The following is a 23,066-nucleotide window of genomic DNA, read 5'->3' on the forward strand; positions in this document are numbered from 1 at the left end:
CTCTGATGGTCCCGGCACCCCGCCAGGACGCCCATCGTGCGACGCGCGGCCAGGTGCCGTCAGCGTCGTCGGGCCGCCCGCACAGAACACCGAGGTAACGCCCTTGTTCGAGTCGACCGACTTCGTCGCCCTGCAGGATCCGGACGTCATCGAGGGGCTCGACTATTGGCGGACGCTCCCGATCAAGCAGCAGCCGACGTGGCCGGACGCGGCCGCTGCCGAGGCCGCCTCGGCCGAGATCGCAACGCTCCCGCCGCTCGTGTTCGCGGGCGAGGTCGACAAGCTGCGCGAGCGGCTCGCTGCTGCTGCCCAGGGCAAGGCCTTCCTGCTGCAGGGCGGCGACTGCGCCGAGACCTTCGCCGGTGCCACGGCCGACTCCATCCGCGACCGGGTCAAGACGATCCTGCAGATGGCCGTCGTGCTGACCTACGGCGCCTCGATGCCCGTCATCAAGATGGGGCGCATGGCCGGGCAGTTCGCCAAGCCCCGCTCGAGCGACTTCGAGACCCGCGGCGACGTCACGCTGCCCGCCTACCGCGGCGACATCGTGAACGGCTACGACTTCACGCCGGAGAGCCGGACGGCAGACCCGCGCCGTCTGGTGCAGGGCTACCACACCGCTGCTTCGACGCTGAACCTCGTCCGTGCCTTCACGCAGGGGGGCTTCGCCGACCTGCGCCAGGTGCACTCGTGGAACAAGGGCTTCGCCTCGAACCCCGCGAACGCCCGCTACGAGCACCTCGCCAAGGAGATCGACCGCGCGATCCGCTTCATGGACGCCTGCGGGGCCGACTTCGAAGCGCTCAAGCACGTCGAGTTCTACGCCTCGCACGAGGGGCTGCTGATGGACTACGAGCGCCCGATGACCCGCATCGACTCGCGCTCCGGCCTGGCCTACGACACCTCCGGGCACTTCATCTGGATCGGTGAGCGCACGCGTGACCTCGACGGTGCCCACGTGGACTTCCTGTCGCGGGTGCGCAACCCGATCGGCGTGAAGCTCGGCCCGACGACGAGCGTCGACGACATGAAGGCGCTCGTGGACAAGCTCGACCCGAACCGTGAGCCGGGTCGCCTGACCTTCATCACGCGGATGGGTGCGGGCAAGATCCGCGATGAGCTGCCCAAGCTGCTCGAGGCGATCAAGGGCATGGACGCCAACCCGCTGTGGGTCACCGACCCGATGCACGGCAACGGCCTGACCACGCCGACGGGCTACAAGACCCGCCGGTTCGACGACGTCGTGGACGAGGTCCTCGGCTTCTTCGAGGCGCACCGCCAGGTCGGGACGTACCCGGGTGGCATGCACGTCGAGCTCACCGGTGACGACGTCACCGAGTGCCTCGGCGGCTCGGAGCACATCGACGAGGCCACCCTCGCCACCCGCTACGAGTCGCTGTGCGACCCGCGCCTCAACCACATGCAGTCCCTCGAGCTCGCCTTCCTGGTGGCCGAGGAACTCGGCGCGCACCAGCCCGACCGCGCGTAGCGCGGGAACCGTCTCGTCGCAGCGACAGAACCCCGCGGCACGTTCGCGGGGTTCTGTCGCTTTCGCGTGACGGACGGGAGGCCCATGGCTGCGCCGCCACGGGCCTCCCGTCCGTCCTGGGGTGGCGTCCACGGCCGAGGGTGCGGAGCGTCATCATCTGCCGCTCGCGAAAGCGACAGTGTGCTGCCGATCGGTGGCGCCACACTGTCGCTTTCGCAACGGTGTCGGCGCGATCGGGCGAGACCGTGTCGTTCTGGCGGGCCACCCCGCCCATGCAGCGCCTCCCCGGCCCCTACTGGTCGTAGGACAGGGTGATCGTGTCGCCGCGGTGGACGGTGGCGCCGGCCCCCGGGTCGGTGCCGGTGACGGGCAGCTTCGACTTCCAGTCGTAGAAGCCGCAGAGGATGTTCGTGCAGTCGGGCACGGAGACGTTGAGCCCGAGGTCCTCGAGGGTCTTCGTCGCCTCGTTGATCGTCGCCCCGACGACGCCGTCCTCGGGCACGGTGATCGGCGTCGGGCCCTTCGACACGACGACGTCCACCGCCGACCCGCGCACCGCGGGGGAGTCCTGCACGGCGGCCGAGACGATCTGCCCGGTGGGGACGGTCTCGCTGTACTCCTCGGTGCGGGCGCCGAGGATGAGTCCGGCGTCGTCGAGTGCGGCGGAGGCCTCGTCGACGGTCTTCCCGACCACGTCCGGCACCGGACCGAGGGACACCGTCAGGGTGACCTGGCCGGTCTCGCCGTACGCCTTCACCGTGGTGAGGTCGAGGGCCTTGCCACCCGAAGCCCGGCCGGTCGCCGCGATCACGGTGTCCTTCGGGGCGTCGGCGGAGAACTCGTACCGGTCGTCCTGCAACTCGAAGTCGTCGTCGAGCGCGGCCGTCACCGTGGAGAGCGGCTGCCCGACGATCGCCGGCAGGGGGATCATCCGGGGGCCGTTCGACACGACGATCTGCACCGCCGTGCCCCTCTGGACCTCGCGCTGGGCGGCCGGCTTCGTCGTGGAGACCTGCCCCCTCGCGACGACGGCGTCGAACCGTGTCCCGGTCTTCGACGCCGCCTGCAGGCCCTGTGCTTCGAGCAGCTGCCGGGCCTGCGAGACCGACTTGCCCGTGACTTCGGGGATGCGCACGTTGCCACCCGGCCCCGGACCGAAGTACCAGCCGAAGCCGGCTCCGATCAGTGCGAGCACCACGACCACGGACAGCAGCACCCAGCCGCGCTTGCGGCGCTTCGCCGACTGGTCGGCGAGCCGCTGTCCGGCGGGGGACAGCACGCCGGGCTGGGCTCCGGTGCGACGGGGTCCCGGTGCGTTGCCGCGAGGACGGGCAGGGGCCCGACCGCGGTCGCCGGTGTCACGGTCGCCGGACCGGTCGATGATGGCGGTCTGGTCGGCGGCTGCTCCGGCGGCCCCGACGGATGCTGCGGCCGCCGCGGCGCCGAGGGTGCCGGCGCCACCGGAGGGCAGGATCGCGGTGCCGTTCTCGGGGCGGAGCACGGCCGTGCGGTACTGGCCGGTCGCGCGCTGCTGGTTGCCCGACATGTGGTCGAGCATCTCGCGGGCGTCGCGGGGGCGGTCCTCGGGGTCACGCGCTGTCGACCAGGCGACCAGTTCGTCGAGTTCCGGCGGCACGCCGGACACGGCGGCACTCGGTGCCGGCACGGAGTCGTTGGCGTGCTGGTAGGCGATCTGCATCGGCTGCTCGCCCTTGTACGGCTGCTCGCCGGTGAGCATCTCGTACAGCATGATGCCGAGCGCGTAGATGTCGCTTCGCGAGTCGGCGGCGCCGCGCGTCACGAGCTCGGGGGACAGGTAGGCGATCGTGCCGAGCAGTGCCGCGCCGGTCGCCGTGTTCGCGGTCGTTGCCCGGGCCAGGCCGAAGTCACCGAGCTTGATGCGGCCGTCGTCGGCGAGCAGGACGTTCTCGGGCTTCAGGTCACGGTGGACGATCCCGGCGCGGTGGGCCGAGGCGAGTCCGGCCAGCACGGCGCGCAGGATGTCCGTCGCCTGCTCGGGCGTCAGCGCGTGGTGCTCCTGCAGCAGGTCCCGGAGCGTGATGCCCGGGATGTACTCCATGACGATGTAGGCGATCTCGCCCTCGGCGCCCTGGTCGTAGACGCCGACCAGGTTCGGGTGCGACAGCCGGGCGGCGGACCGGGCCTCCTGGATGAAGCGCTCACGGAAGGCCTGGTCGTCGGCCAGGTGCCCGTGCATGATCTTGATCGCGACGCGTCGCTCGAGGCGCACGTCGGTCGCGAGGTAGACGGTCGCCATGCCCCCGCGCGCGATGCGGGAGCGGACGCGGTACCGCTGATCGATCATGCGACCGATCATCGGATCCGTGGCGGCGTTGGTGGTCATCGGCGGCATTCTACGAATCGAGACTGCAGTCGGGCGCACCGGCGCACCGGCCGTGACCCAATCTCGATCTTCCGGATGAGACTCAGAGGGTCGCCAGCCAGCCCTCGGCGGCGCTCGCCCAGTTCGCGTAGGCCTTCGGGTACGCCGAGAGCTGCACGGCCTGCGCCGCGTCGGTGATGCTCATCGAGGACCAGCCGCGCACGTCGAGGAGCCCGCGGGTCTTGCCGGCGTTCGGGTTGTTCCGCCCGCCGAAGAACAGCTTGGTGGCGTACGCCGGATCCTGCAGCTTCGCCGCGCTGCCCCAGCCCTGGCTCGGACGCTGCTGGAACAGCCCGACCGAGTCGCGGTCGCCGTGCGGCAGGTTGCGGAGGCTCGACTCCTGCATCGCGGCGGCGAGGGCCACGACGATGCCGCGGTCGGGGACGCCGAGGGAGCGACCGACGGAGACGATGGTCGCAGCGTTCTGGCGCTGCTCGGCGCTCAGGCCGACGGCACCGCTGACCGCTGCGCTGGCGGCGACCGCGGGTGCGACCGAGGCGTTCGACGACGGGATGACGAGCGTCTTGCCGGCGTAGATCGTGCTCGTGTACGACAGGCCGTTGGCCGACAGGAGCGACTTGACGGAGACGTGGTGGGCGGCTGCGATCGAGGCGACGGTGTCACCGGCACTGATCTTCACGCTCGACTTCGTCGCCGGGTCCGAGGCGGTGGACACCGCGGGCGTCGATGACGTGCCGTGCGGCACCCGCAGCGTCTGGCCGGGGTAGATGACGCTGCGCTGCGACAGCTGGTTCGCACTGAGGAGCGCCGTGGTCGACACGCCGACGCGGGACGCGATGCCGGAGACGGTGTCGCCCTGCTTCACGTGGTAGCTCGAGGTGTCCGAGCCGGAGCCGCCGGTCGACCCGGACGTCCGTGCCGCGGCGGTGGTGACGGCGGGGGTCGACGCCAGGTGCAGCGTCTGCCCGGGGTGGATGATCGTGTTCCAGCCGAGGCCGTTGCGCACGAGGATCTCCTGCGCGGACAGGCCGAACCGGGCGGCGATGCCCGAGACGGTGTCGCCGTGGTGGACCGTGTAGCTCGTGGGCACAGCCGCGGTGGGGGCCTTCGCGGTGGCGGCGACCGTCCGCACCACGGTCTGCGACGGCCGTGCGACGGCGGTGCCGAACACCGGGTGGTCGGTGACGACGCGGTCCTGGTCGACGTGGCGCTTGTGGTTCGCGTCGGCGTCGTCGTGCCGCGGCTCGGCGTGCGCGACCGGACCGGTGAGGCCGGCGGTCACGGCGATGGTGCCCGCGAGGACGATGGGCATGGTGGCGAAGCGGGCGGATCGTGCGCGCCGGGCGACTTCGTCTGCAGCGTGGTCCACGGGTTTCTCCTGATCTCGACTGAGCCGTGCGCACGCATGCGCGCACTCACAGGTGCCACAACGCTGGCATGGCCTGATTCCCAAGTCAACCAGAGAGTCAGATGGGGTGGATGTGACGAATGTGACGAACGAGGCGGATTCACTCCGGCGGTCACTCTGGCACCATGGGCGTGTGAGTGCCGCACCCGCCGACGACCTGTCCCTCTCCGAACGCTGGCTGACCGTCCCCGAGCTGGTGGACATGTTCAGCACGAGCCCCGGACGGATCCACCGACTCTTCGAGCAGAAGACCCTGCTGGCAGCCCGCGTGGGCGGTGTCCTGCGGGTGCCGGTCGAGTTCCTCGAGGACGGCGAGCCCATGCCCGAACTCCGCGGCACGCTGATCGTGCTCGGCGACAACGGCTTCACCGACGACGAGGCGGTGCGCTGGATGCTCACCGTCGACGACGCGATGGGCACCACGCCGATCGCGGCGCTGCGCGCCGGTCACAAGGCCGAGGTGCGTCGCGTCGCCCAGTCGCTGCTCTAGACGCGTTCCGGACGGACAGGAGGCCCGTGGCGGTGTCGCCACGGGCCTCCTGCGCGCCCCGCATGTGCGACGCGCCAGCGGCGCGCGGCGCCAGCGCCTGGCGAGCCTGCGAGGCCGGCGGATCGAAGGCGTCTAGGACGACCGGCGGCTGACCGTGTCGGCCAGCGACGCGAGCTGCTCGCGCGCCGAGGGCGTCAGCGGTGAGGCGTCGAGCGCCGCCTTGGCGCGCTGGACGTGCCGCTCGATCGACCGCTCCACGGCGGCCACGGCACCCGACTCGGTGAGGGTCGCGCGGAGCATCTGCACCTGCTCCTCGTCGAGGTCGGGGTCTCCGAGGAGCTCGTCCAGCAGCTGCCGCGGGCCGTTCGCCAGGGTCTTGCGCGCCGAGGCGATGAGGACGGTGCGCTTGCCCTCGCGCAGGTCGTCGCCGGCCGGCTTGCCGGTGACCTCGGGGTCGCCGAAGACCCCGAGCATGTCGTCGCGGAGCTGGTACGCCACGCCGAGGGGGAGTCCGAAGGCGCGAAGGCCCTCGAGCTGGGAGTCGCTCGCACCGGCGACCAGGGCGCCGATGACCAGCGGAGCCTCGATCGAGTACTTCGCCGACTTGAAGACGATGACGCGCTGGGCGCGGAGCAGGTGCTCGGACTCGTCGATGACCGGCCAGGCGGTCTCCTCGTGCACGTCGAGGTACTGTCCGGCCGTGACGTCGAGGCGCATCGCGTGGAACTCCTGACGGACGATCCGGGCCCGCACCGGGTCGAGGAGCGCGAGGCCCTCGTCGAAGACCGAGTCGCTCAGCGAGAGCAGCAGGTCGCCGAGGAGCAGCGCGGAGTTCGTGCCGTACTGCCCGCGGTCGCCGACGAAGCCGGACTCCTCGTGCAGGGACTCGAACCGGCGGTGCGCGGCCGGACGCCCACGACGGGTGTCCGAGCGGTCCATGATGTCGTCGTGCACCAGGGCGGCGGCGTGGAAGACCTCGAGCGCGGCGGCGACCGTGACGACCGCCTCGGCGGTGGTCTGCCGGGACCCCTCGGCCAGCGGGTCGAACGAGCCCGAACGGCCCGCCACCGACTGCCACCCCCAGTAGCAGAACAGGGCCCGGAAGCGCTTGCCGCCGGACAACAGGTCTCGGGCGTACCGGTCGAACGGAGCGAGGTCGGGGCTGATCGCGAGGAGCCGTTCACGCTGCTCGTCGAGTGCCCGGTCGATACGCGCCGATACGAGGTCCACTAATCGCGTACTCTCAGCCACGATCCCTACCCTAGTGGAGTGGTCGAGGCATAGAATCGGTCCACTCAACCCGCGTTTTTCAACCCCGCGTCGATCCCAGGAACAGAGGGAACCAAGATGCCGCTCTCGGAACAGGAGCAGCGCCTTCTCGAAGAGATGGAGCGCAGCCTCTACCAGAACGATTCCGATTTCGTGGCTCGTGTCACACGTCGACAGGGTCGTCCGACGTACACAGCCATCACGCTCGGAGTCCTCGGCGCCCTCGCCGGGGTCGCCATCGTCATCGTCGGCCTCGTCATCAAGGCACCGCTGCTGGGCATCCTCGGCTTCGTCGTGATGCTCGCCGGTGTCCTGTTCGCGCTGCGCCCGGGCATGCGTGCCCCGAAGGCGAAGCCCGCTCGGCCGGGCAGGCCTGCGTCCGGTGGGGCGGCGCGCCCGTCCGCCGGTGGTGGCGGATCCTTCATGGACCGGATGAATGAGCGCTGGGACAAGCGCAACGACCAGAGTCAGTAACGACCGGAGTCAGTAGGACTCCCTCCACACTCCTCCACGGGGTCGGCCTTCGGGTCGGCCCCGTTTCGTGTTTCCGGGGGAGGCCGGGGTTCTTGTTGCGGTGTCCGGCCGGGGTCGGGCCCGCGCGAGTGGTCACGACACGCCGCGTGCGGGTCGCCGAGGGTGCAGGAACTGTCGGCTGGGGCCCGCGCGAGCGACGGGTCGTGACCACTCGGCGTCGCGGCGGCGGCACGTCCTGACCATGCGCTGACCGGCGGCCGGGCGTGGTGGAGCCGACGTGCGCCCGCGTGAGCACCGCGGCGGCGGTGGGACGGGCCTCCAGGCCGGGGTGGACCGCCGCCGGTGTGTGCGCAAGTGGTCACGACATGCCGCGTGCTGGCCGCCGAGGGTGCAGGAACTGTCGGCTGGGGCCCGCGCGAGCGACAGTTCGTGGCCACTCGGCGTCGTGAGCCCGCGGCGCGCCCCGAAGTGCTTCACCGGCTGCGAAAGTCCTCCACTTTCCTCCACGTCTGCTCCGGCGCTCGCGAACCGCATGGATCCAGGCATCTGAGGTCATCCCCGCGGGATGCATTCCGGTGTCCGTGCCCCCAGTAGGGGTGGCGCAGGCGGAAAAGGGAGCGGAATCCTGCACGCGGGGAGGGGAGTGGAGTAAAGTGGGGCTTGCAACGGTCCGGTGGAGCGGAGGGGAGGCCCGACGTGCTGCTCGGTACTCATGCCCCGAAGCTCGACGAGAAGGGTCGCGTGATCCTCCCCGCCAAGTTCCGGGACGAACTGTCCGGCGGGCTCGTGATGACCCGCGGCCAGGAACGCTGCGTCGTGGTCTTCAGTGCTCGGACGTTCGAGGAACTCCATGAGCGCATCCGGACCGCCCCGATGACGTCGAAGCGCACCAGGGACTACATGCGCCTGTTCCTCTCGGGGGCCAGCGCCGAACAGCCCGACAAGCAGAACCGCGTGACGATCCCGCAGAACCTCCGCGAGTACGCGGGGCTCGAGCGGGACCTCACGGTCATCGGCAGCGGTGACCGTGCCGAGATCTGGTCCACCCCCGCGTGGGAGGCCTACTACGCCGAAGCCGAAGAGGCATTCGCCGACAACGACGAGGAGGTGATCCCGGGGATCTTCTGATCCGCGGATCGGGACTCCCAGCCGTGAAGCCCTGACGCCACTTCCCCGGTGTCAGGTCGCATGGATGGGAATCCGGACCCACGGCCCAGGAGACGAGGGGCTGCACATGGCCGACAACGACAACGAGACGCCACGCTTCCCGCACACGCCGGTGATGCTCCAGCGCATCGTCGACCTGTACACGCCGACGCTCGAGGGTCCGGGCAAGGTCGTCGTCGACGCCACGCTCGGCATGGGTGGCCACTCCGAGGGCCTGCTCGAGCGGTTCCCGGAGCTCACGCTCATCGGACTCGACCGCGACACCGACGCACTCGGCATCGCGGGGGAGCGACTGGCCCGCTTCGGTGACCGCGTCCGGCTCGTGCACACCGTGTACGACGGCATCGTCGACGCGATCGAGGGCGAGGGCTTCACGAAGGTCGACGGCGTGCTCTTCGACCTCGGCGTGAGCTCGCTGCAGCTCGACCGGGCCGAGCGCGGGTTCGCGTACAGCCAGGACGCCCCGCTCGACATGCGGATGGACCGGACCGAGGGGCAGACCGCCGCCGACGTCCTGGCCACCTACGACGAGGGCGAACTCCGCCGCATCTTCCAGCGCTACGGCGAGGAGAAGCTCGCCGGCCGCTACGCCCGCGCGATCGTCGAGCGGCGGGCGACGAAGCCGTTCGAGATGTCCGGCGACCTGGTCCAGGTGCTGCACGACGCGACCCCGGTCGCGATCCAGCGCCAGGGACACCCGGCCAAGCGCGTCTTCCAGGCGCTCCGCATCGAGGTCAACGCCGAACTGAGCGTGCTCGAGCGGGCGATCCCTGCGGCGCTCGACGCCATCGCGGTCGGTGGTCGGATCGTCGTCGAGTCGTACCAGTCCCTCGAGGACCGCATCGTCAAGCGGGCCCTGGTGGAGCGCACGAAGTCGAGCGCCCCTGCCGGCCTGCCGGTGGAGCTGCCCGAGCACGCCCCCACCTTCTCCCTGATCGTCAAGGGCGCCGAGCTGGCCGACGAGGCCGAACGCGCCGCCAACCCCCGAGCAACCCCCGTGCGCCTGCGCGCGGCCGAGCGGATCCGGAACTGACATGAGCACGAACCTCGCACTCGTCGACCCTGCGGTCGTCCCGTCGCGGGCCCCGCGCCCCGACCGTCAGCACCGCCCCGAGCTGGTCGAGGTCACCCCGACCGCGGCCCAGCGCCGGGCGCGGCCCCGCATCGGGTACGCCGTGGTGGCCGTCGCCGCGCTCGGGATCCTGCTGCTCGCCCAGCTCGGCATCAGCATGGTGCTCAGTCAGGGCGCCTACACGCTGAACTCGCTGTCGGCCGAGCAGACGAACCTGTCCCGCACGCAGCAGTCGCTGTCCGAGCAGCTCCGGGTCCTCGACTCGCCCCAGAACCTCGCCCGCAACGCCCAGTCGCTCGGCATGATCGCGAACTCGACGCCGGTGTACCTCGACCCGAAGACCGGTCGGGTGTACGGCACGCCGACGCCGGCGAAGCCCGACGAGGCCACGGCGTCCACCGAGAACCAGGTGCCGAACTCGCTGCTGAACGACGTCCCGCTGGCCACGAAGCCGGGGGACACGTCGACGAGCAAGGAGACGGGCACGACGAGCACGACCGGCACGTCGAGCGAGGCGAGCAGTACGCCGGGCGCCACGGGCACCACGGGATCCACCGACAGCACCGCCACGTCTGAGAAGACCAGCGGCGCCAGCGCGTCGGACCAGGGGACGGCGAAGTCGTCCGTAGAGTCCGACGCGAACCCGCTCCAGGCGCCCTCCACCCGGTGACCGGCGGGTCCGCCGCACCCTCAGCACCGCCCGGGAAGGACCGCACCGCGTGACGAAGACGATCCGCAACCGACGCCTGCGCTACAGCATCGTGATGCTCGCCGTGATCGCCCTCGTCGGGGTGTTCGTGGTGCGGCTCGTCGACATCCAGGTCGTCCAGGCGTCGGAGCTGAACAAGGCGTCGGCCCAGAAGCGCAGCATCCCCGTGACGATCTACGGCACCCGCGGGTCGATCGTGGACCGCAACGGCACCGAACTCGCCGACAGCGTCACCCGGTACAACATCACGACCTCCCCGCGCCTGGTGAAGGGCTTCAAGGGCAAGCTCGGCGGCACCCGCATCAAGGACGTCAGCGTCGGCACCGCCCTGAGTGCGCTGGCGAAGGCGTCCGGTGGTGACGTCGCGACCATGCGGAAGAACATCGCCACGAACCCGAAGTCCGACTTCGCGTACCTGGTCAAGGGCCTCGACGTGCAGCACTACGAGGCCGTGCGTGCACTCGGCATCCCCTGGCTGTACCCGGAGCCACAGGCGGCGCGGGTGTACCCGACGGGTGCGACGACGGGCAACCTGACCGGCTTCATGGGCACCGACGGCGCCCAGGCCGGCCTGGAGTACTCCTACAACCAGTGCCTGGCGGGCACCAACGGCTCGGAGACCTACGAGCGCGGCGAGGACGGTGTGCAGCTCCCGGGCAGCACCGTGACCACGAAGAAGGCCAAGGACGGCGGCACGCTCCAGACCACGATCGACAGCGACCTGCAGTACATGGCGCAGCAGACCATCGCGTCCGCCGCCAAGACCCTGCAGGCGGAGTCCGCGACGGCGACGGTCACGAGCGTCAAGACGGGTGAGCTGCTGGCGGTCGCCGACTACCCGACGGTGGACCCGAACGACGTCGACGCCACGACCGACAAGGGCGCCTTCGGTTCCCGTGCGCTGACGGCGTCGTACGAGCCGGGCTCCACGATCAAGGCCGCCATCGCCGCCGCGCTGCTCGACCAGGGCAAGTCGAGTCCCACCGACCAGGCGGTCGTGCCGTACTCGCGCACGTTCCCCTGGGGCGGCACGATCCACGACTCCGAGTTCCACGCCACCGAGAACCTCACGCTGACCGGGATCCTGCAGAACTCGTCGAACGTCGGCATCACCGAGCTCGGCGCACGGCTCACGGCCCAGCAGCGCTTCGACTACATGAAGAAGTTCGGGCTGTTCGAGCCGGAGACGGCCATCGACTACCCGGGCCAGCCCTCGATGGACTACGGCACCAGCCCGAACTGGGACCAGCAGACGAACATCAACTCGATGTTCGGTCAGGGCATCTCGACGACAGCGGTGCAGGTCGCGAGCGTCTTCCAGACGATCGCGAACGACGGTGTCCGGATCCCGCTGCACTTCGTCAAGGGCTGCACCACGGCGGACGGCAAGACGATCGACGCGCCCGACGTGCAGAAGCAGCGGGTCGTCACCGCGGCCGCCGCCACGCAGGTCACCGGCATGCTGCAGAGCGTCGTCACGGGTGGCACGCTGGTGGGCATGAAGCCGATCTCCGGCTACAACATCGCCGCGAAGACGGGGACCGCCGAGGTGGCCGAGGGGTCGCAGGGCTACGGCGGTCAGCGCATCACGTCGGTGGCCGGAATGGCACCCGCCGAAGACCCCCAGTATGTTGTCACGGTGACGTTCACGAAGCCGCAGACCAACAAGTGGTCCAGCGGAGCGGCTCCGGCGTTCCGCACACTCATGTCCCAGGTGCTCGAGAAGTACCGAGTAGCCCCCTCCGCGTCCGAGGCGAAGCTCTACCCGTCCACGTGGTGAGGAAGAAGGAACACTTGTCCGCACGGATCCCCCCGGTCCTCCGACCCGAACACCCGACCCCGAGGGCCGTCTCCGAACTCGCCAACGCGTTCGGTCTGCGAGTCGTCGGCTCGGTCGACAGCATCGAGACCACCGGGGTCACCCTGAGCGCCACCGAGGTGCAGCCGGGTGACCTGTTCGTCGGCGTGCACGGTGCGAACCGGCACGGCGCACAGTTCGCGACGGAGGCCGCCGAGCGCGGCGCCGTCGCCGTCCTGACCGACCAGGACGGCGTCGCACTGGTCGAGCCGTCCGGGCTGCCGGTGCTCGTGGTCGACGACCCCCGCGCCGCCCTCGGCGACGTCGCGGCGTGGGTCTACCGCACCCACCCCGACGAGGCCACCGACCTGCCGCAGCTGTTCGCCGTCACCGGCACGAACGGCAAGACGAGCACGTCGTACATCCTCGAGGGCATCCTCAAGCAGCTCGGCCTGGTCACCGGCCTGAGCTCGACCGCGGAGCGCCACATCGGTTCGCTCAGCGTGACGAGCCGCCTGACCACGCCCGAGGCCAGCGAGATGCACGCGCTCCTCGCCCGCATGCGCGAGAGCGAGGTCCGTGCGGTCGCCGTCGAGGTCAGCGCCCAGGCCCTCAGCCGGCACCGCGTCGACGGCATCGTCTTCGACGTCGCGGCTTTCACGAACCTGTCGCACGACCACCTCGACGACTACGCCGACATGGAGGAGTACTACCAGGCGAAGCTCCCGCTGTTCCAGCCCGAGCACGCCCGTCGTGGCGTCGTCTCGCTGGACACCGACTGGGGCCACCGCGTGGTGCAGGACTCCCGCATCCCGGTCACCACGATCACGGTGCACCCCGACGTCGAGGCCGAGTGGCACGTCGACATCGTCGAGGCGCACGCCGCCTACACCGAGTTCCGCCTGACCGGCCCCGAGGGCCGCGAGCTGACCACCCGTGTGCCGCTGATCGGCTGGCACATGGCGGCGAACGCGGCACTCGCGATCGTCATGCTCGTCGAGGGCGGGTTCGAGCTCGGTGCCATCGCGCACGCGCTGGAGAGCAACCACCGCCGCTACCCCGACGAGGACGACGCGAGCGAGCGCGACGGCGAGACGCACCGCGTCTCCGCCATCGAGTGCTACCTGCCCGGCCGCACCGAGCGCGTCTCCGGCGAGCAGGGCCCGAGCGTCTACGTCGACTTCGGCCACAGCGCCGACGCCTTCGAGAACACCCTCGGCGCGGTCCGGCAGTTCACGTCCGGCAAGGTCCTCATGCTGTTCGGCGCCGACGGCGACCGCGACACCACGAAGCGCGGCGACATGGCCCGCGTGGCCGCGGCCGGCAGCGACATCCTCGTCGTCACCGACCACCACCCGCGCTTCGAGGACGCCGCGTCGATCCGGAAGACCCTGGTCGACGCCGCACGTGCGGCCTACCCCGACCACGAGATCCACGAGGTCAGCCCGCCCGAGGCCGCGATCCGCACGGCCGTGAGCCTGGTCGGCGAGGGGGACTCGATCCTCTGGGCCGGTCCGGGTCACCAGGACTACCGCGACATCCAGGGCGTCCGCACGCCGTACTCCGCCCGCGACGAGGCCCGCGCGGCCCTGCGCGAGGCCGGCTGGGAGCCGAACTCCGGTCCGGCGGAGGACCTCCGATGATCGCCATGACCCTCGCCGAGATCGCCACCGCGGTCGGAGGCGAGCTGATCGGGGGCGCGCAGGCGACCGACGTCGCCGAGCCCGGCGACCTGGTCGTCGAGGGCTCGGTCGAGACCGACTCGCGCCTGGTCCGCCCCGGCAGCGTCTTCTTCGCCCTGCCCGGTGAGGTCACCGACGGCCGGCGCTTCGTGCCCGCCGCGGTCGACGCCGGTGCCGCCCTGGTGATCACGCCCGAGCGCGTGGACACGACCGCGCCGCAGATCGTCGTCACCGACGGGTACGAGGCCCTCGCCGCGCTCGCGCACGAGGTCGTCACGCGCGTCCGGATGAGCACCGCGGACCGCGTCGACGCCGACGGTCGCCCCGCGCCCCTGCGGGTCGTCGGCATCACCGGCTCGAACGGCAAGACGAGCACGAAGAACATGCTCCGCACGATCCTCGAGCAGCACGGCGCGACCGTCGCGCCCGAGGGCTCGTTCAACAACCACGTCGGCGCACCGATCTCGATGCTCCGCGTGACGGACGACACCCGGTACCTGGTGGTCGAGATGGGCGCGAGCGGCGTCGGCCACATCGCCAAGCTCGTCTCGATCGCCGAGCCCGACGTCGGCGTCGTCCTCAAGGTCGGCCTCGCGCACGCCGGCGAGTTCGGAGGCATCGAGGCGACGCAGCGCGCCAAGTCCGAGATGGTCACCGACCTTCCCGAGACCGCCACGGCCCTGCTCAACGTCGACGACGACCGCGTCGCGTCGATGCGAGACCTGACGGCTGCGCACGTGGTCGGCTTCGGCACGTCGGCCGAGGCCGACTACCGCATCACCGGCATCGAGACGGACCGCAGCGGCACCCGCTTCACGCTCACCGCGCCTCCCGTCCGCACCGAAGGCGAGCGTCCGACGGACGCGACCCTGTCTGGAGGCCCGGATCACGTCGACGTCCGCCTCGCGATCCTGGGTGAGCACCACGCCATGAACGCGTCCGCCGCGCTCACCGTCGCCCACCTGTGGGGCGTCCCGCTCGCCGACGGCGCCGCGGCGCTCGCGTCGATGACGCGCGCCGAGCGCTGGCGCATGGAGCTGCTCCAGGGCGGCCCCGAGGGCGTCACCGTGATCAACGACGCGTACAACGCGTCCCCTGACTCCACCGCGGCGGCGCTGCGGACCCTGGCGCAGATCGTGCGTCCGGGGGAGCGGACCGTCGCGGTGCTCGGGGAGATGGCCGAACTCGGCGAGTTCTCGGTCGAGGAGCACGACCGCATCGGTCGGCTCGTCGTCCGCCTCGGCATCGGACAGCTCGTGGTCGTCGGCCGCGGCGCGATGCCCATCCACCAGGCCGCCACCCTCGAGGGATCGTGGGACGGCGAGTCCGTGTACATCGAGGACGTCGACGACGCCGTCCGTGCCATGCAGGAGATGCTCCGCCCCGGCGACGTCGTCCTCGTCAAGTCCTCGAAGTCTGCCGAACTGCGATTCCTCGGCGACCGCCTCGGAGGTGTCACCGAATGATCGCGCTCCTCGTCGCCGGCGCCACGTCGCTGGTGTTCACGTTGCTGCTCACCCCGTTCTTCATCAAGCTCTTCCACCGTCTCGGGTGGGGGCAGTTCATCCGTGACGACGGCCCGCAGTCCCACCACACCAAGCGCGGGACCGCCACCATGGGCGGCATCGTCCTGATCATCGGTGCGGTCATCGGGTACTTCGTCGGCCACCTGGTCGGGCGTGACTCGATCACGCTGTCCGGGCTGCTCGTGCTGTTCCTGATGGTCGGGCTCGGGTTCGTCGGCTTCATCGACGACTTCCTGAAGGTGCGGCGTCAGCGGAGTCTCGGGCTCGGCGGCTGGGCCAAGGTCCTCGGCCAGGTCATCGTCGGCGTCATCTTCGCGACGATCGCCCTGGTCGTGCCGACGTCGAACGGCAAGCCGCCGGCATCGACGATGATCTCGGCGATCCGCGACGTGCCGTGGCTCGACTTCATGGCGCTCGGCACCGTCATCGGCACCGTGCTGTTCCTCGCCTGGATCGTCCTGCTGACGGTGTCCACGTCGAACGGCGTGAACGTGGCCGACGGGCTCGACGGCCTGGCGACCGGGTCGAGCATCCTGGCGATCGGGTCGTACGTCATCATCGGTTTCTGGCAGTCGAACCAGATCTGCGGCGGCGCCCGGCTCGACGCGAGCACGGAGCACGCCTGCTACACCGTGTCGAACCCGCTCGACCTCGCCGTGGTGGCGGCCGCGGTCTGCGGCGGGCTCATCGGGTTCCTCTGGTACAACACCTCGCCCGCGCAGATCTTCCTCGGTGACACGGGTTCGCTCGGCCTCGGCGGTGCCCTGGCCGGTCTTGCGATCCTCAGCCGCACCGAGCTCCTGCTCATCCTCATCGGTGGCCTGTTCTTCATCGTCACGGGCTCGGTCATCCTGCAGCGGGCGTACTTCAAGATCACGCACGGCAAGCGCATCTTCCTGATGAGTCCGCTGCACCACCACTTCGAACTGAAGGGTTGGGCCGAGGTGACCGTCGTCGTCCGCTTCTGGATCATCGCCGGGCTCTTCGTCGCGGCGGGGGTCGGACTCTTCTACCTCGAATGGATCGCACGCGTTGGTTGACCCGGTGTCCTCGCCGTCCCGCCTGAACTCCCTCGACAGCTGGTACTCCGAGGGGTGGAAGGGGCTGAACGTCGCCGTCCTCGGTCTCGGTGCCACCGGGTTCTCGGTCGCCGACACGCTCGTCGAACTCGGCAGCGAGGTGACGGTCTACTCGTCGGACGCCCCCGCCGACAGCGTCGAACTGCTCGACGTGATCGGCGCCCGGTTCGTGCAGACGCCGCTCGACACCGTGCCGCACGCCCTGGTGCAGCAGGCACCGGACGTCGTCATCGTGTCGCCGGGGCTGCCCCCGCACAACGCCACCGTGCAGTGGTCGGTGACGAACAGCACCGTCTGGGGCGACATCGAGCTCGCATGGCGCGTCCGCGACAAGGTCGTCCGCGGCCCGGTCGCCACTCCGTGGATCACGATCACGGGCACGAACGGCAAGACCACGACGACGCAGCTCACGACCGCGATGTACGAGGCCGGCGGCCTGCGCGCCGTGGCGTGCGGGAACATCGGCGTGCCGGTGCTCGACGTCGTCCGCGATCCGGTCGGGTACGACGTGCTCGTCGTCGAGCTCTCGAGCCACCAGCTGCACTACACGGCGACCTCCGGCGACGGCGCCGTGGTGCCGCTCGCGAGCGCCTGCCTGAACATCGCCGACGACCACCTGGAGTGGCACGGTTCCGCCGAGGCGTACCGCGCCGCGAAGGCGAAGGTCTACGAGCGCACCGTGATGGCGTGCGTCTACAACACCTCGGACGAGGCCACCCGGAGGATGGTGCAGGAGGCCGACGTGGTGGAGGGCTGCCGTGCGGTCGGCTTCACCCCCGGCGTCCCGGCGCCCGGTGACGTCGGCATCGTCGAGGACGTCCTGTGCGACCGAGCCTTCAACGAGGACCGTCGCAACAGCGCACTCGAGCTGTCGACGATCGCCGACCTCGAGGCAGCCGGGCTCGCCAGCCCGCACATGACCATGAACGTCCTGGCCGCCGCAGCACTGGCCCGTGCCGGCACCGTCCAGCCGAGCGCCATCCAGGCGGCCGTCCGGGCGTTCCGCGCCGACCACCACCGAACCGAGCTCGTGGCCGAGTCCGAGGGCATCGCCTGGGTCGACGACTCCAAGGCCACCAACCCGCATGCCGCCACCGCGTCGCTCGCGTCGTTCGACACCGTCGTGTGGATCGTCGGCGGGCTGTTCAAGGGCGTCGACATCGACGGCCTGGTCGAACGCTTCGGCCCCGGTGTCCGCGCGGTCGTGGTGATCGGCACCGACCGGACCCCGGTCCTCGAGGCATTCGCGCGACACGCGTCCACGGTCCCGGTGCTCCAGGTGGAGACGACGGACACTGATCAGGTCATGCGCGAGGCGGTCCGGCATGCCGCATCGGTCGCGAGGCCGGGCGACACCGTCCTCCTCGCCCCGGCGGCGGCGTCGTTCGACCAGTTCGGCTCCTACGCCGACCGGGGGCAGCGTTTCGCGGCCGCGGTCAACGAGCACCTGGGAGGAGAAGTCGATGGCGACGACACCGACGGATCTTCCGAACAGCCGTAACGGCCGGACCGCGACGACCCCACGACGGACGAACGGTGCGATCGTCGCCGTCAAGAACGTCTTCGTCGCGGAGTCGAGCACCTTCTACACGATCCTCGGTGTCACGCTGTTCCTCGTCGTCTTCGGCGTCGTCATGGTGCTGTCCTCGTCCAGCGTCGAGGAGTACGCAGCGACCCACGACTTCTTCGGGGCGGCGTCCCGCCAGGGCCTGTACGCCGTGCTCGGTGTGCCGCTCATGCTCATCGCGAGCCGGGTCCCGACCAGGATCTGGCGGAAGTGGGCGATGCGGCTGCTCGGTGCGGCGCTCGTGCTGCAGCTGCTCGTGTTCACCCCGCTCGGCATCGACATCCAGGGCAACCGGAACTGGATCGAGCTCGGTTCGTTCACCGCGCAGCCGTCCGAGGTCGTGAAGCTCGGCCTGGTGCTCGGCATCGGCGCGATCATCTACGTCAAGCGGGACAAGCTCGACGACTGGAAAGAGGTCTTCATCCCGATCGGGATCGCCTCGATGCTGTCGCTCGGACTCGTCGTCCTCGGTGGCGACCAGGGCACCGCGATGGTCATGCTCATCCTGGTGTTCGGCGCGCTGTACATCGGCGGCGTCCGCGCCCGGCACCTGCTCGTCGGCCTCGCCGCGTTCGCCGTGATGCTGCCCTTCGTGACGATGGCGTCGGCCTCGCGCTCGACCCGCATCAGCGCCTGGCTCTCCGGCTGCACCGACACCAGCCAGTACCAGGACATCTGCTGGCAGCCCGTCCACGGGATGTGGGCGTTGGCGTCCGGCGGGGTGTTCGGCGTCGGTCTCGGCAACTCGAAGGCGAAGTGGTCCTGGCTGCCCGAGGCGGACAACGACTACATCTTCGCGATCATCGGCGAGGAGCTCGGCCTGATCGGCGCCGTCGTGGTGCTCGGCCTGTTCGTGGTGCTCGCCGTCGGCATGATCAAGATCATCCGGCAGTCCCGCGACCCCTTCGTGAAGACGGTCACCGGTGGCATCCTCGCGTGGATCATCGGCCAGGCACTCATCAACATCGCCGTCGTCCTCGGCCTGCTGCCCGTGCTCGGTGTGCCCCTGCCACTCATCTCGGCCGGTGGTTCGGCCCTCATCATGACCCTGGTGGCGATCGGCGTCGTGCTCTCCTTCGCCCGTGACCTGCCCGGCAAGAACGACCCCGGCCTGACGAACGCCCCAATCGGCCGGACCTCCACGAACGGATCACCGCGGTGAGCAAGTACCTCTTCGCCGGCGGCGGCACCGCCGGCCACGTCAACCCCCTGCTCGCCGTCGCCGACCGGTTGACCGAGCGGGAGCCGGGCGCCGAGGTGCTCGTGCTGGGCACCGCCGAGGGCCTGGAGTCCCGCCTCGTCCCGATGCGCGGCTACGAGCTGCTGACGATCCCGCGCCTGCCGTTCCCCCGGAAGCTCAACGGCGCGGCCCTGCGCTTCCCGCAGCGCTTCGCGGCGGCGGTCAAGCGGACCGAGCAGATCATCCGCGACCACGAGATCGAGGTGGTCCTCGGCGTCGGTGGCTACGCGGCCGCTCCGGCGTACATCGCCGCGCGCCGCACCGGCACCCCGATCGTCGTGCACGAGCAGAACGCCAAGCCCGGGCTGGCAAACCGCCTCGCCGCCTTCCTGACCGAGCACGTCGGCCTGACCTTCTCGAACACGCGCCTGCGCCACGGCCGCGTCGTCGGCATGCCGCTCCGTCGCGAGATCGAGTCACTCGACCGCCGCGCCGTCCGGGCCGAGGGGCTCACCGAGTTCGGACTCGACCCGGACCGACCCGTGCTGCTCGTGACCGGCGGCTCCTCGGGTGCGCGGAGCATCAACCGGACGATCAACGAGTCCGCCGCCGCCATCGTGGGCGCCGGCTGGCAGGTCCTGCACGTCGTGGGTGCCGCCTCGGACATCGGCCCCAGCGACCTGGACGGCTACCACGTGCTGCCCTACTGCGACCGGATGGACCTGGCGTACGCGGCGAGTGACTTCGTCGTGTCGCGCTCCGGTGCCGGCATGGTGTGCGAGCTGACCGCCGTCGGGCTGCCGAGCGTGCTCGTGCCGTACCCGGTGGGCAACGGTGAGCAGCGCCACAACGCGAAGGACGTCGTCGACGCCGGGGGAGCCGTCCTGGTGGCCGACGGGGAATTCGACCAGGACTGGGTGACGTTCCAGCTGCTGAGCATCCTGCAGGACCGCTCCCGCATCGCGGACATGACCGTGCGCGCGGGCAGCGTCGGCCACCGCGACGGCGCCGACCGGATGACCGACCTGGTCCTCGACGCCGCGAAGCAGGCCCCCAGCACCACGGAGGAACGATGACCATCAAGCCGGACCTGACCCAGCCGATCCCGGACGACCTGGGCACGGTGCACTTCGTCGGCATCGGCGGCGCGGGCATGAGCGGGATCGCGCGGATGTTCCTCGCCGCGGGGCACCGCGTGACGGGCAGCGACTCCCGCGAGACGGAGACGACCGGCACGATGCGCGACCTCGGCGCGACCGTGCAGATCGGTCACGACGCGGCGAACGTCGGCCAGGCCGACACGATCGTCGTCACGAGCGCCCTCTGGCCCGACAACCCCGAGCTCCTCGAGGCACAGCGCCGCGGACTGCCGGTGCTCCACCGCTCGCAGGCCCTCGCCGCGCTGATCGCCGAGCACCGCCTGGTCGCGGTCGCCGGAGCGCACGGCAAGACCACCTCGACCGGCATGATCGTCACCGCGATGGTCGAGCTCGGCCTCGACCCGAGCTTCGTCAACGGCGGCGTCATCCAGTCCCTCGGCACGAGTTCGGCCCCGGGGTCGAGCGACCTGTTCGTGGTCGAGGCCGACGAGTCCGACGGCTCGTTCCTGCTCTACGACGTCGCCGTGGCCCTGGTCACCAACGTCGACGCCGACCACCTGGACCACTACGGCAGCGAGGAGGCCTTCACGGAGGCCTTCGTCGAGTTCGCCGCGAAGGCGAGTGAGCGCGTCGTCATCTCGAGCGACGACGCCGGTGCGAAGACGGTCACGGCCGGCATCCGCCGCCGCCCGGACGCTCCGGAGATCGTCACGTTCGGCGAGGCCGTCGACGCGGACGTCCGCATCGAGGGAATCACCGAGTCCGCCGGTGTCGAGGTCGACTTCCGTGCCGGTGGCGAGGCCTACCACCTGACCCTCCGGGTGCCCGGTCGGCACAACGCGATCAACGCCGTCGGCGCCTTCGCGGTCCTGACCGGTCTCGGCGTCGCACCGGCCGACGCGATCCGCGGGCTCGAGGCGTTCGGCGGTACCCAGCGCCGCTTCGAGCTGCACGGTGTCGAGCGCGGCGTCTCGGTCTACGACGACTACGCCCACCACCCGACCGAGGTCGCCGCGGCGCTCAGGGCCGCCCGCAACGTCGTCGGCAACGGTCGCATCATCGCGATCCACCAGCCGCACCTGTACTCGCGCACCCGCCTGATGGCCGGTGACTTCGCGAAGGTCTACGAGGAACTCGCCGACCACACGGTCGTGCTCGACGTCTACGGCGCCCGCGAGGACCCGGAGCCCGGGGTCACCGGTGCCCTGGTGCAGGAGCGCTTCGCCGACCAGTCGCGCGTCGAGTTCCTGCCCGACTGGGACGACGCAGCGGCCCGTGCGGCCGCTGTCGCCCAGGACGGCGACATCATCATGACGCTCAGCTGCGGCGACGTGTACCGGATCATCCCGCAGGTGCTGGGTGCGCTCCACGACGACGGAGCGTCGTCCCGGTGAAGCGCCCCGAGGGGTTCGACGAGGGGGCCGCCCGCCAGGACGCCCCGGCCGAGGCCGCCGAAGCGCCCCGGCAGCGTCGTGGTCCCTCGAAGCCGCGGCTGCCGTTCCGCGGTCGCGCAGCCGACGACCGGGAGGCCCGTCCCGCGTCCGTCCCGGACCCCCCGGTCGACGAGACGGTCGTGCCCACGCCCGCACACGAGACCGACGCTGACCCGACGGGTTCCCACCGGGACCGCGTCGGCGCCATGGCGGGCGCCGCGGGCCGTCGTCTCGGGGCAGGGTTCGGCGCGGTCGCCGACCGGCTCCGCGAGTACACGCCGAACGAGGACCACCGGGACCCGGAGACCGACCGACGCGAGGCGGAACGACGAGCGGCCACGAGCGGTGGAGCAGACCACGACGCGACCGTGACCGACGTGCTCGACGCGAGCGGTGCCTCCCGTGCGGACCACCATGCCGAGGTGCCCATCGGGGCGCGCGTGCGCGCTGCCGAGACCGCACGTGAGGCGCGCATCGCGAAGCGTCGCCGCAGGCTGCTCGAGCGTGCCGAGGTCCGCCGGTTCACGCGCCGCAGCCGGCACCGCCGCGCCGCCTGGATCACGGCGGCGAGCGTCGTCCTGGTGCTCGGGGTCTCCATCCTCGTCGCGGTGTTCTCACCGCTGATGGCGCTCCGCACGATCGAGGTCAAGGGCACGAACCGCGTCGACGAGGCCGCGCTGCGCCAGGCGCTGTCCGACCAGATCGGCACGCCCCTGGCGCGGCTCGACTTCGACGCGATCAAGCGGGACGTGGCCGGGTTCCCGCTCATCGAGAGCTACGTCACCGAAGAGGCCCCGCCGCACACGCTCGTCGTCACGGTGACCGAGCGCACGCCGGTGGTCGCCGTGCGGTCCGGCAGCACGTTCGACCTCGTCGACCCCGCCGGCATCGTGGTGCAGTCGTCACCGAAGCGTCCGGCCTCGATGCCCCTCGCCGACATCGCCCGTGCGCGCCTCGGATCCTCCAGCTTCCGGACGATGACCGAGGTCGTGCTGGCGCTGCCGTCGACCGTGCGGTCCCAGGTGACGCGCGTCGCCGGGTCGACCGCCGACGACGTCACCCTGACCCTCAAGGACGGCTCGACCGTCGTGTGGGGGAGCCCGGACGACTCGGACGCCAAGGCCGAACTGCTCGCAGCGCTGGTCAAGGACCACGCGGCGCGGAACCCCGGCGTCGTCGTCGAGTACGACGTGTCGGCACCGGACAACGGCGTGATCCGCGCGAAGGACTGAATTGCCGGACCTGATCGGCGACACGC

18 protein-coding genes are annotated in these 23,066 nt (G+C 70.8%); 15 read left to right on the forward strand and 3 right to left on the reverse strand.

The genetic code is table 11. The features are described from left to right. The first annotated feature begins 103 nt into the window (after positions 1–103). Entirely contained in the window at positions 104–1,489 is a 1,386-nt protein-coding gene (locus DEJ17_RS07105) for a class II 3-deoxy-7-phosphoheptulonate synthase (protein WP_110892733.1), read from the forward strand. A 292-nt stretch (positions 1,490–1,781) separates the two neighbouring features. On the opposite strand, the gene pknB is transcribed toward DEJ17_RS07105, so the two are convergent. Both pknB and DEJ17_RS07115 read right to left on the reverse strand, forming a co-directional pair. After that, positions 1,782–3,854 carry a Stk1 family PASTA domain-containing Ser/Thr kinase gene (gene pknB, locus DEJ17_RS07110; RefSeq protein ID WP_110892811.1) on the reverse strand — a complete coding sequence of 691 codons (2,073 nt, stop codon included), beginning with the start codon at positions 3,852–3,854 and terminating at the stop codon, positions 1,782–1,784. Between the two features lie 82 nt (positions 3,855–3,936). After that, positions 3,937–5,223, reverse strand: coding sequence for a LysM peptidoglycan-binding domain-containing protein (locus DEJ17_RS07115; protein ID WP_258366695.1), 1,287 nt, complete (start codon positions 5,221–5,223; stop codon positions 3,937–3,939). Between the two features lie 172 nt (positions 5,224–5,395). Here DEJ17_RS07115 and DEJ17_RS07120 point away from each other — a divergent pair, with 172 nt between their 5' ends. Further along, positions 5,396–5,752: an Rv2175c family DNA-binding protein gene (locus DEJ17_RS07120; RefSeq protein WP_181421097.1), complete on the forward strand. Its 357-nt coding sequence runs from the start codon at positions 5,396–5,398 to the stop codon at positions 5,750–5,752. Between the two features lie 132 nt (positions 5,753–5,884). Here the strand turns inward: DEJ17_RS07120 and DEJ17_RS07125 are convergent, their stop codons facing one another. Beyond that, the gene (locus tag DEJ17_RS07125; protein ID WP_027465241.1) at positions 5,885–7,003 is read right to left on the reverse strand and encodes a polyprenyl synthetase family protein; all 1,119 of its coding nucleotides are present in this window, start codon (positions 7,001–7,003) and stop codon (positions 5,885–5,887) included. A gap of 96 nt (positions 7,004–7,099) precedes the next feature. Here DEJ17_RS07125 and DEJ17_RS07130 point away from each other — a divergent pair, with 96 nt between their 5' ends. The 13 genes from DEJ17_RS07130 to DEJ17_RS07190 all read left to right on the forward strand — a co-directional run bounded on the left by DEJ17_RS07130 (position 7,100) and on the right by DEJ17_RS07190 (position 23,040). Then, positions 7,100–7,495 carry a DUF3040 domain-containing protein gene (locus tag DEJ17_RS07130; RefSeq protein WP_110892734.1) on the forward strand — a complete coding sequence of 132 codons (396 nt, stop codon included), beginning with the start codon at positions 7,100–7,102 and terminating at the stop codon, positions 7,493–7,495. Positions 7,496–8,191: 696 nt separating this feature from the next. Beyond that, positions 8,192–8,623, forward strand: a complete 432-nt coding sequence (gene mraZ / locus DEJ17_RS07135; protein ID WP_017886616.1) for a division/cell wall cluster transcriptional repressor MraZ — start codon at positions 8,192–8,194, stop codon at positions 8,621–8,623. Positions 8,624–8,729: 106 nt separating this feature from the next. Next, positions 8,730–9,695: a 16S rRNA (cytosine(1402)-N(4))-methyltransferase RsmH gene (gene rsmH, locus DEJ17_RS07140; RefSeq protein WP_110892735.1), complete on the forward strand. Its 966-nt coding sequence runs from the start codon at positions 8,730–8,732 to the stop codon at positions 9,693–9,695. A 1-nt stretch (position 9,696) separates the two neighbouring features. Beyond that, positions 9,697–10,404: a hypothetical protein gene (locus DEJ17_RS07145; RefSeq protein ID WP_110892736.1), complete on the forward strand. Its 708-nt coding sequence runs from the start codon at positions 9,697–9,699 to the stop codon at positions 10,402–10,404. Positions 10,405–10,453: 49 nt separating this feature from the next. Continuing rightward, entirely contained in the window at positions 10,454–12,223 is a 1,770-nt protein-coding gene (locus DEJ17_RS07150) for a penicillin-binding protein 2 (RefSeq protein WP_110892737.1), read from the forward strand. Between the two features lie 14 nt (positions 12,224–12,237). Further along, positions 12,238–13,884, forward strand: a complete 1,647-nt coding sequence (locus DEJ17_RS07155; RefSeq protein WP_110892738.1) for a Mur ligase family protein — start codon at positions 12,238–12,240, stop codon at positions 13,882–13,884. Next, on the forward strand, positions 13,881–15,389 hold the full coding sequence (murF, locus tag DEJ17_RS07160; RefSeq protein WP_110892739.1) for a UDP-N-acetylmuramoyl-tripeptide--D-alanyl-D-alanine ligase: 1,509 nt from the start codon (positions 13,881–13,883) through the stop codon (positions 15,387–15,389). The genes DEJ17_RS07155 and murF overlap by 4 nt, the downstream gene beginning before the upstream one ends. Continuing rightward, complete coding sequence (gene mraY, locus DEJ17_RS07165) at positions 15,386–16,489, forward strand: phospho-N-acetylmuramoyl-pentapeptide-transferase (RefSeq protein WP_110892740.1); 1,104 nt, start codon at positions 15,386–15,388, stop codon at positions 16,487–16,489. The genes murF and mraY overlap by 4 nt, the downstream gene beginning before the upstream one ends. Before the next feature lie 4 nt (positions 16,490–16,493). Further along, positions 16,494–18,029 carry a UDP-N-acetylmuramoyl-L-alanine--D-glutamate ligase gene (gene murD / locus DEJ17_RS07170; RefSeq protein ID WP_110892741.1) on the forward strand — a complete coding sequence of 512 codons (1,536 nt, stop codon included), beginning with the start codon at positions 16,494–16,496 and terminating at the stop codon, positions 18,027–18,029. Next, positions 17,992–19,257, forward strand: coding sequence for a putative lipid II flippase FtsW (gene ftsW / locus DEJ17_RS07175; RefSeq protein WP_110892742.1), 1,266 nt, complete (start codon positions 17,992–17,994; stop codon positions 19,255–19,257). The genes murD and ftsW overlap by 38 nt, the downstream gene beginning before the upstream one ends. Continuing rightward, a complete protein-coding gene (murG, locus tag DEJ17_RS07180; protein ID WP_110860151.1) occupies positions 19,254–20,351 on the forward strand; it encodes an undecaprenyldiphospho-muramoylpentapeptide beta-N-acetylglucosaminyltransferase in 1,098 nt (365 codons plus the stop codon). The genes ftsW and murG overlap by 4 nt, the downstream gene beginning before the upstream one ends. Next, entirely contained in the window at positions 20,348–21,769 is a 1,422-nt protein-coding gene (murC, locus tag DEJ17_RS07185; protein WP_110892743.1) for a UDP-N-acetylmuramate--L-alanine ligase, read from the forward strand. The genes murG and murC overlap by 4 nt, the downstream gene beginning before the upstream one ends. Then, the gene (locus tag DEJ17_RS07190; RefSeq protein ID WP_110892744.1) at positions 21,766–23,040 is read left to right on the forward strand and encodes an FtsQ-type POTRA domain-containing protein; all 1,275 of its coding nucleotides are present in this window, start codon (positions 21,766–21,768) and stop codon (positions 23,038–23,040) included. The genes murC and DEJ17_RS07190 overlap by 4 nt, the downstream gene beginning before the upstream one ends. The last annotated feature ends 26 nt before the right edge of the window (positions 23,041–23,066 follow it).

The sequence above is a fragment of the Curtobacterium sp. MCSS17_011 genome (assembly GCF_003224275.1).
Classification (GTDB): Bacteria; Actinomycetota; Actinomycetes; order Actinomycetales; family Microbacteriaceae; genus Curtobacterium.

What these genes read in the sequence shown, in the direction of transcription:
- pknB (WP_110892811.1), bottom strand. Translation starts at nt 3,854, where the DNA reads ATGACCACCAACGCCGCCACGGATCCGATGATCGGTCGCATGATCGAT.
- DEJ17_RS07130 (WP_110892734.1), top strand. Translation starts at nt 7,100, where the DNA reads ATGCCGCTCTCGGAACAGGAGCAGCGCCTTCTCGAAGAGATGGAGCGC.
- rsmH (WP_110892735.1), top strand. Translation starts at nt 8,730, where the DNA reads ATGGCCGACAACGACAACGAGACGCCACGCTTCCCGCACACGCCGGTG.
- DEJ17_RS07145 (WP_110892736.1), top strand. Translation starts at nt 9,697, where the DNA reads ATGAGCACGAACCTCGCACTCGTCGACCCTGCGGTCGTCCCGTCGCGG.
- murF (WP_110892739.1), top strand. Translation starts at nt 13,881, where the DNA reads ATGATCGCCATGACCCTCGCCGAGATCGCCACCGCGGTCGGAGGCGAG.
- mraY (WP_110892740.1), top strand. Translation starts at nt 15,386, where the DNA reads ATGATCGCGCTCCTCGTCGCCGGCGCCACGTCGCTGGTGTTCACGTTG.
- ftsW (WP_110892742.1), top strand. Translation starts at nt 17,992, where the DNA reads ATGGCGACGACACCGACGGATCTTCCGAACAGCCGTAACGGCCGGACC.
- murC (WP_110892743.1), top strand. Translation starts at nt 20,348, where the DNA reads ATGACCATCAAGCCGGACCTGACCCAGCCGATCCCGGACGACCTGGGC.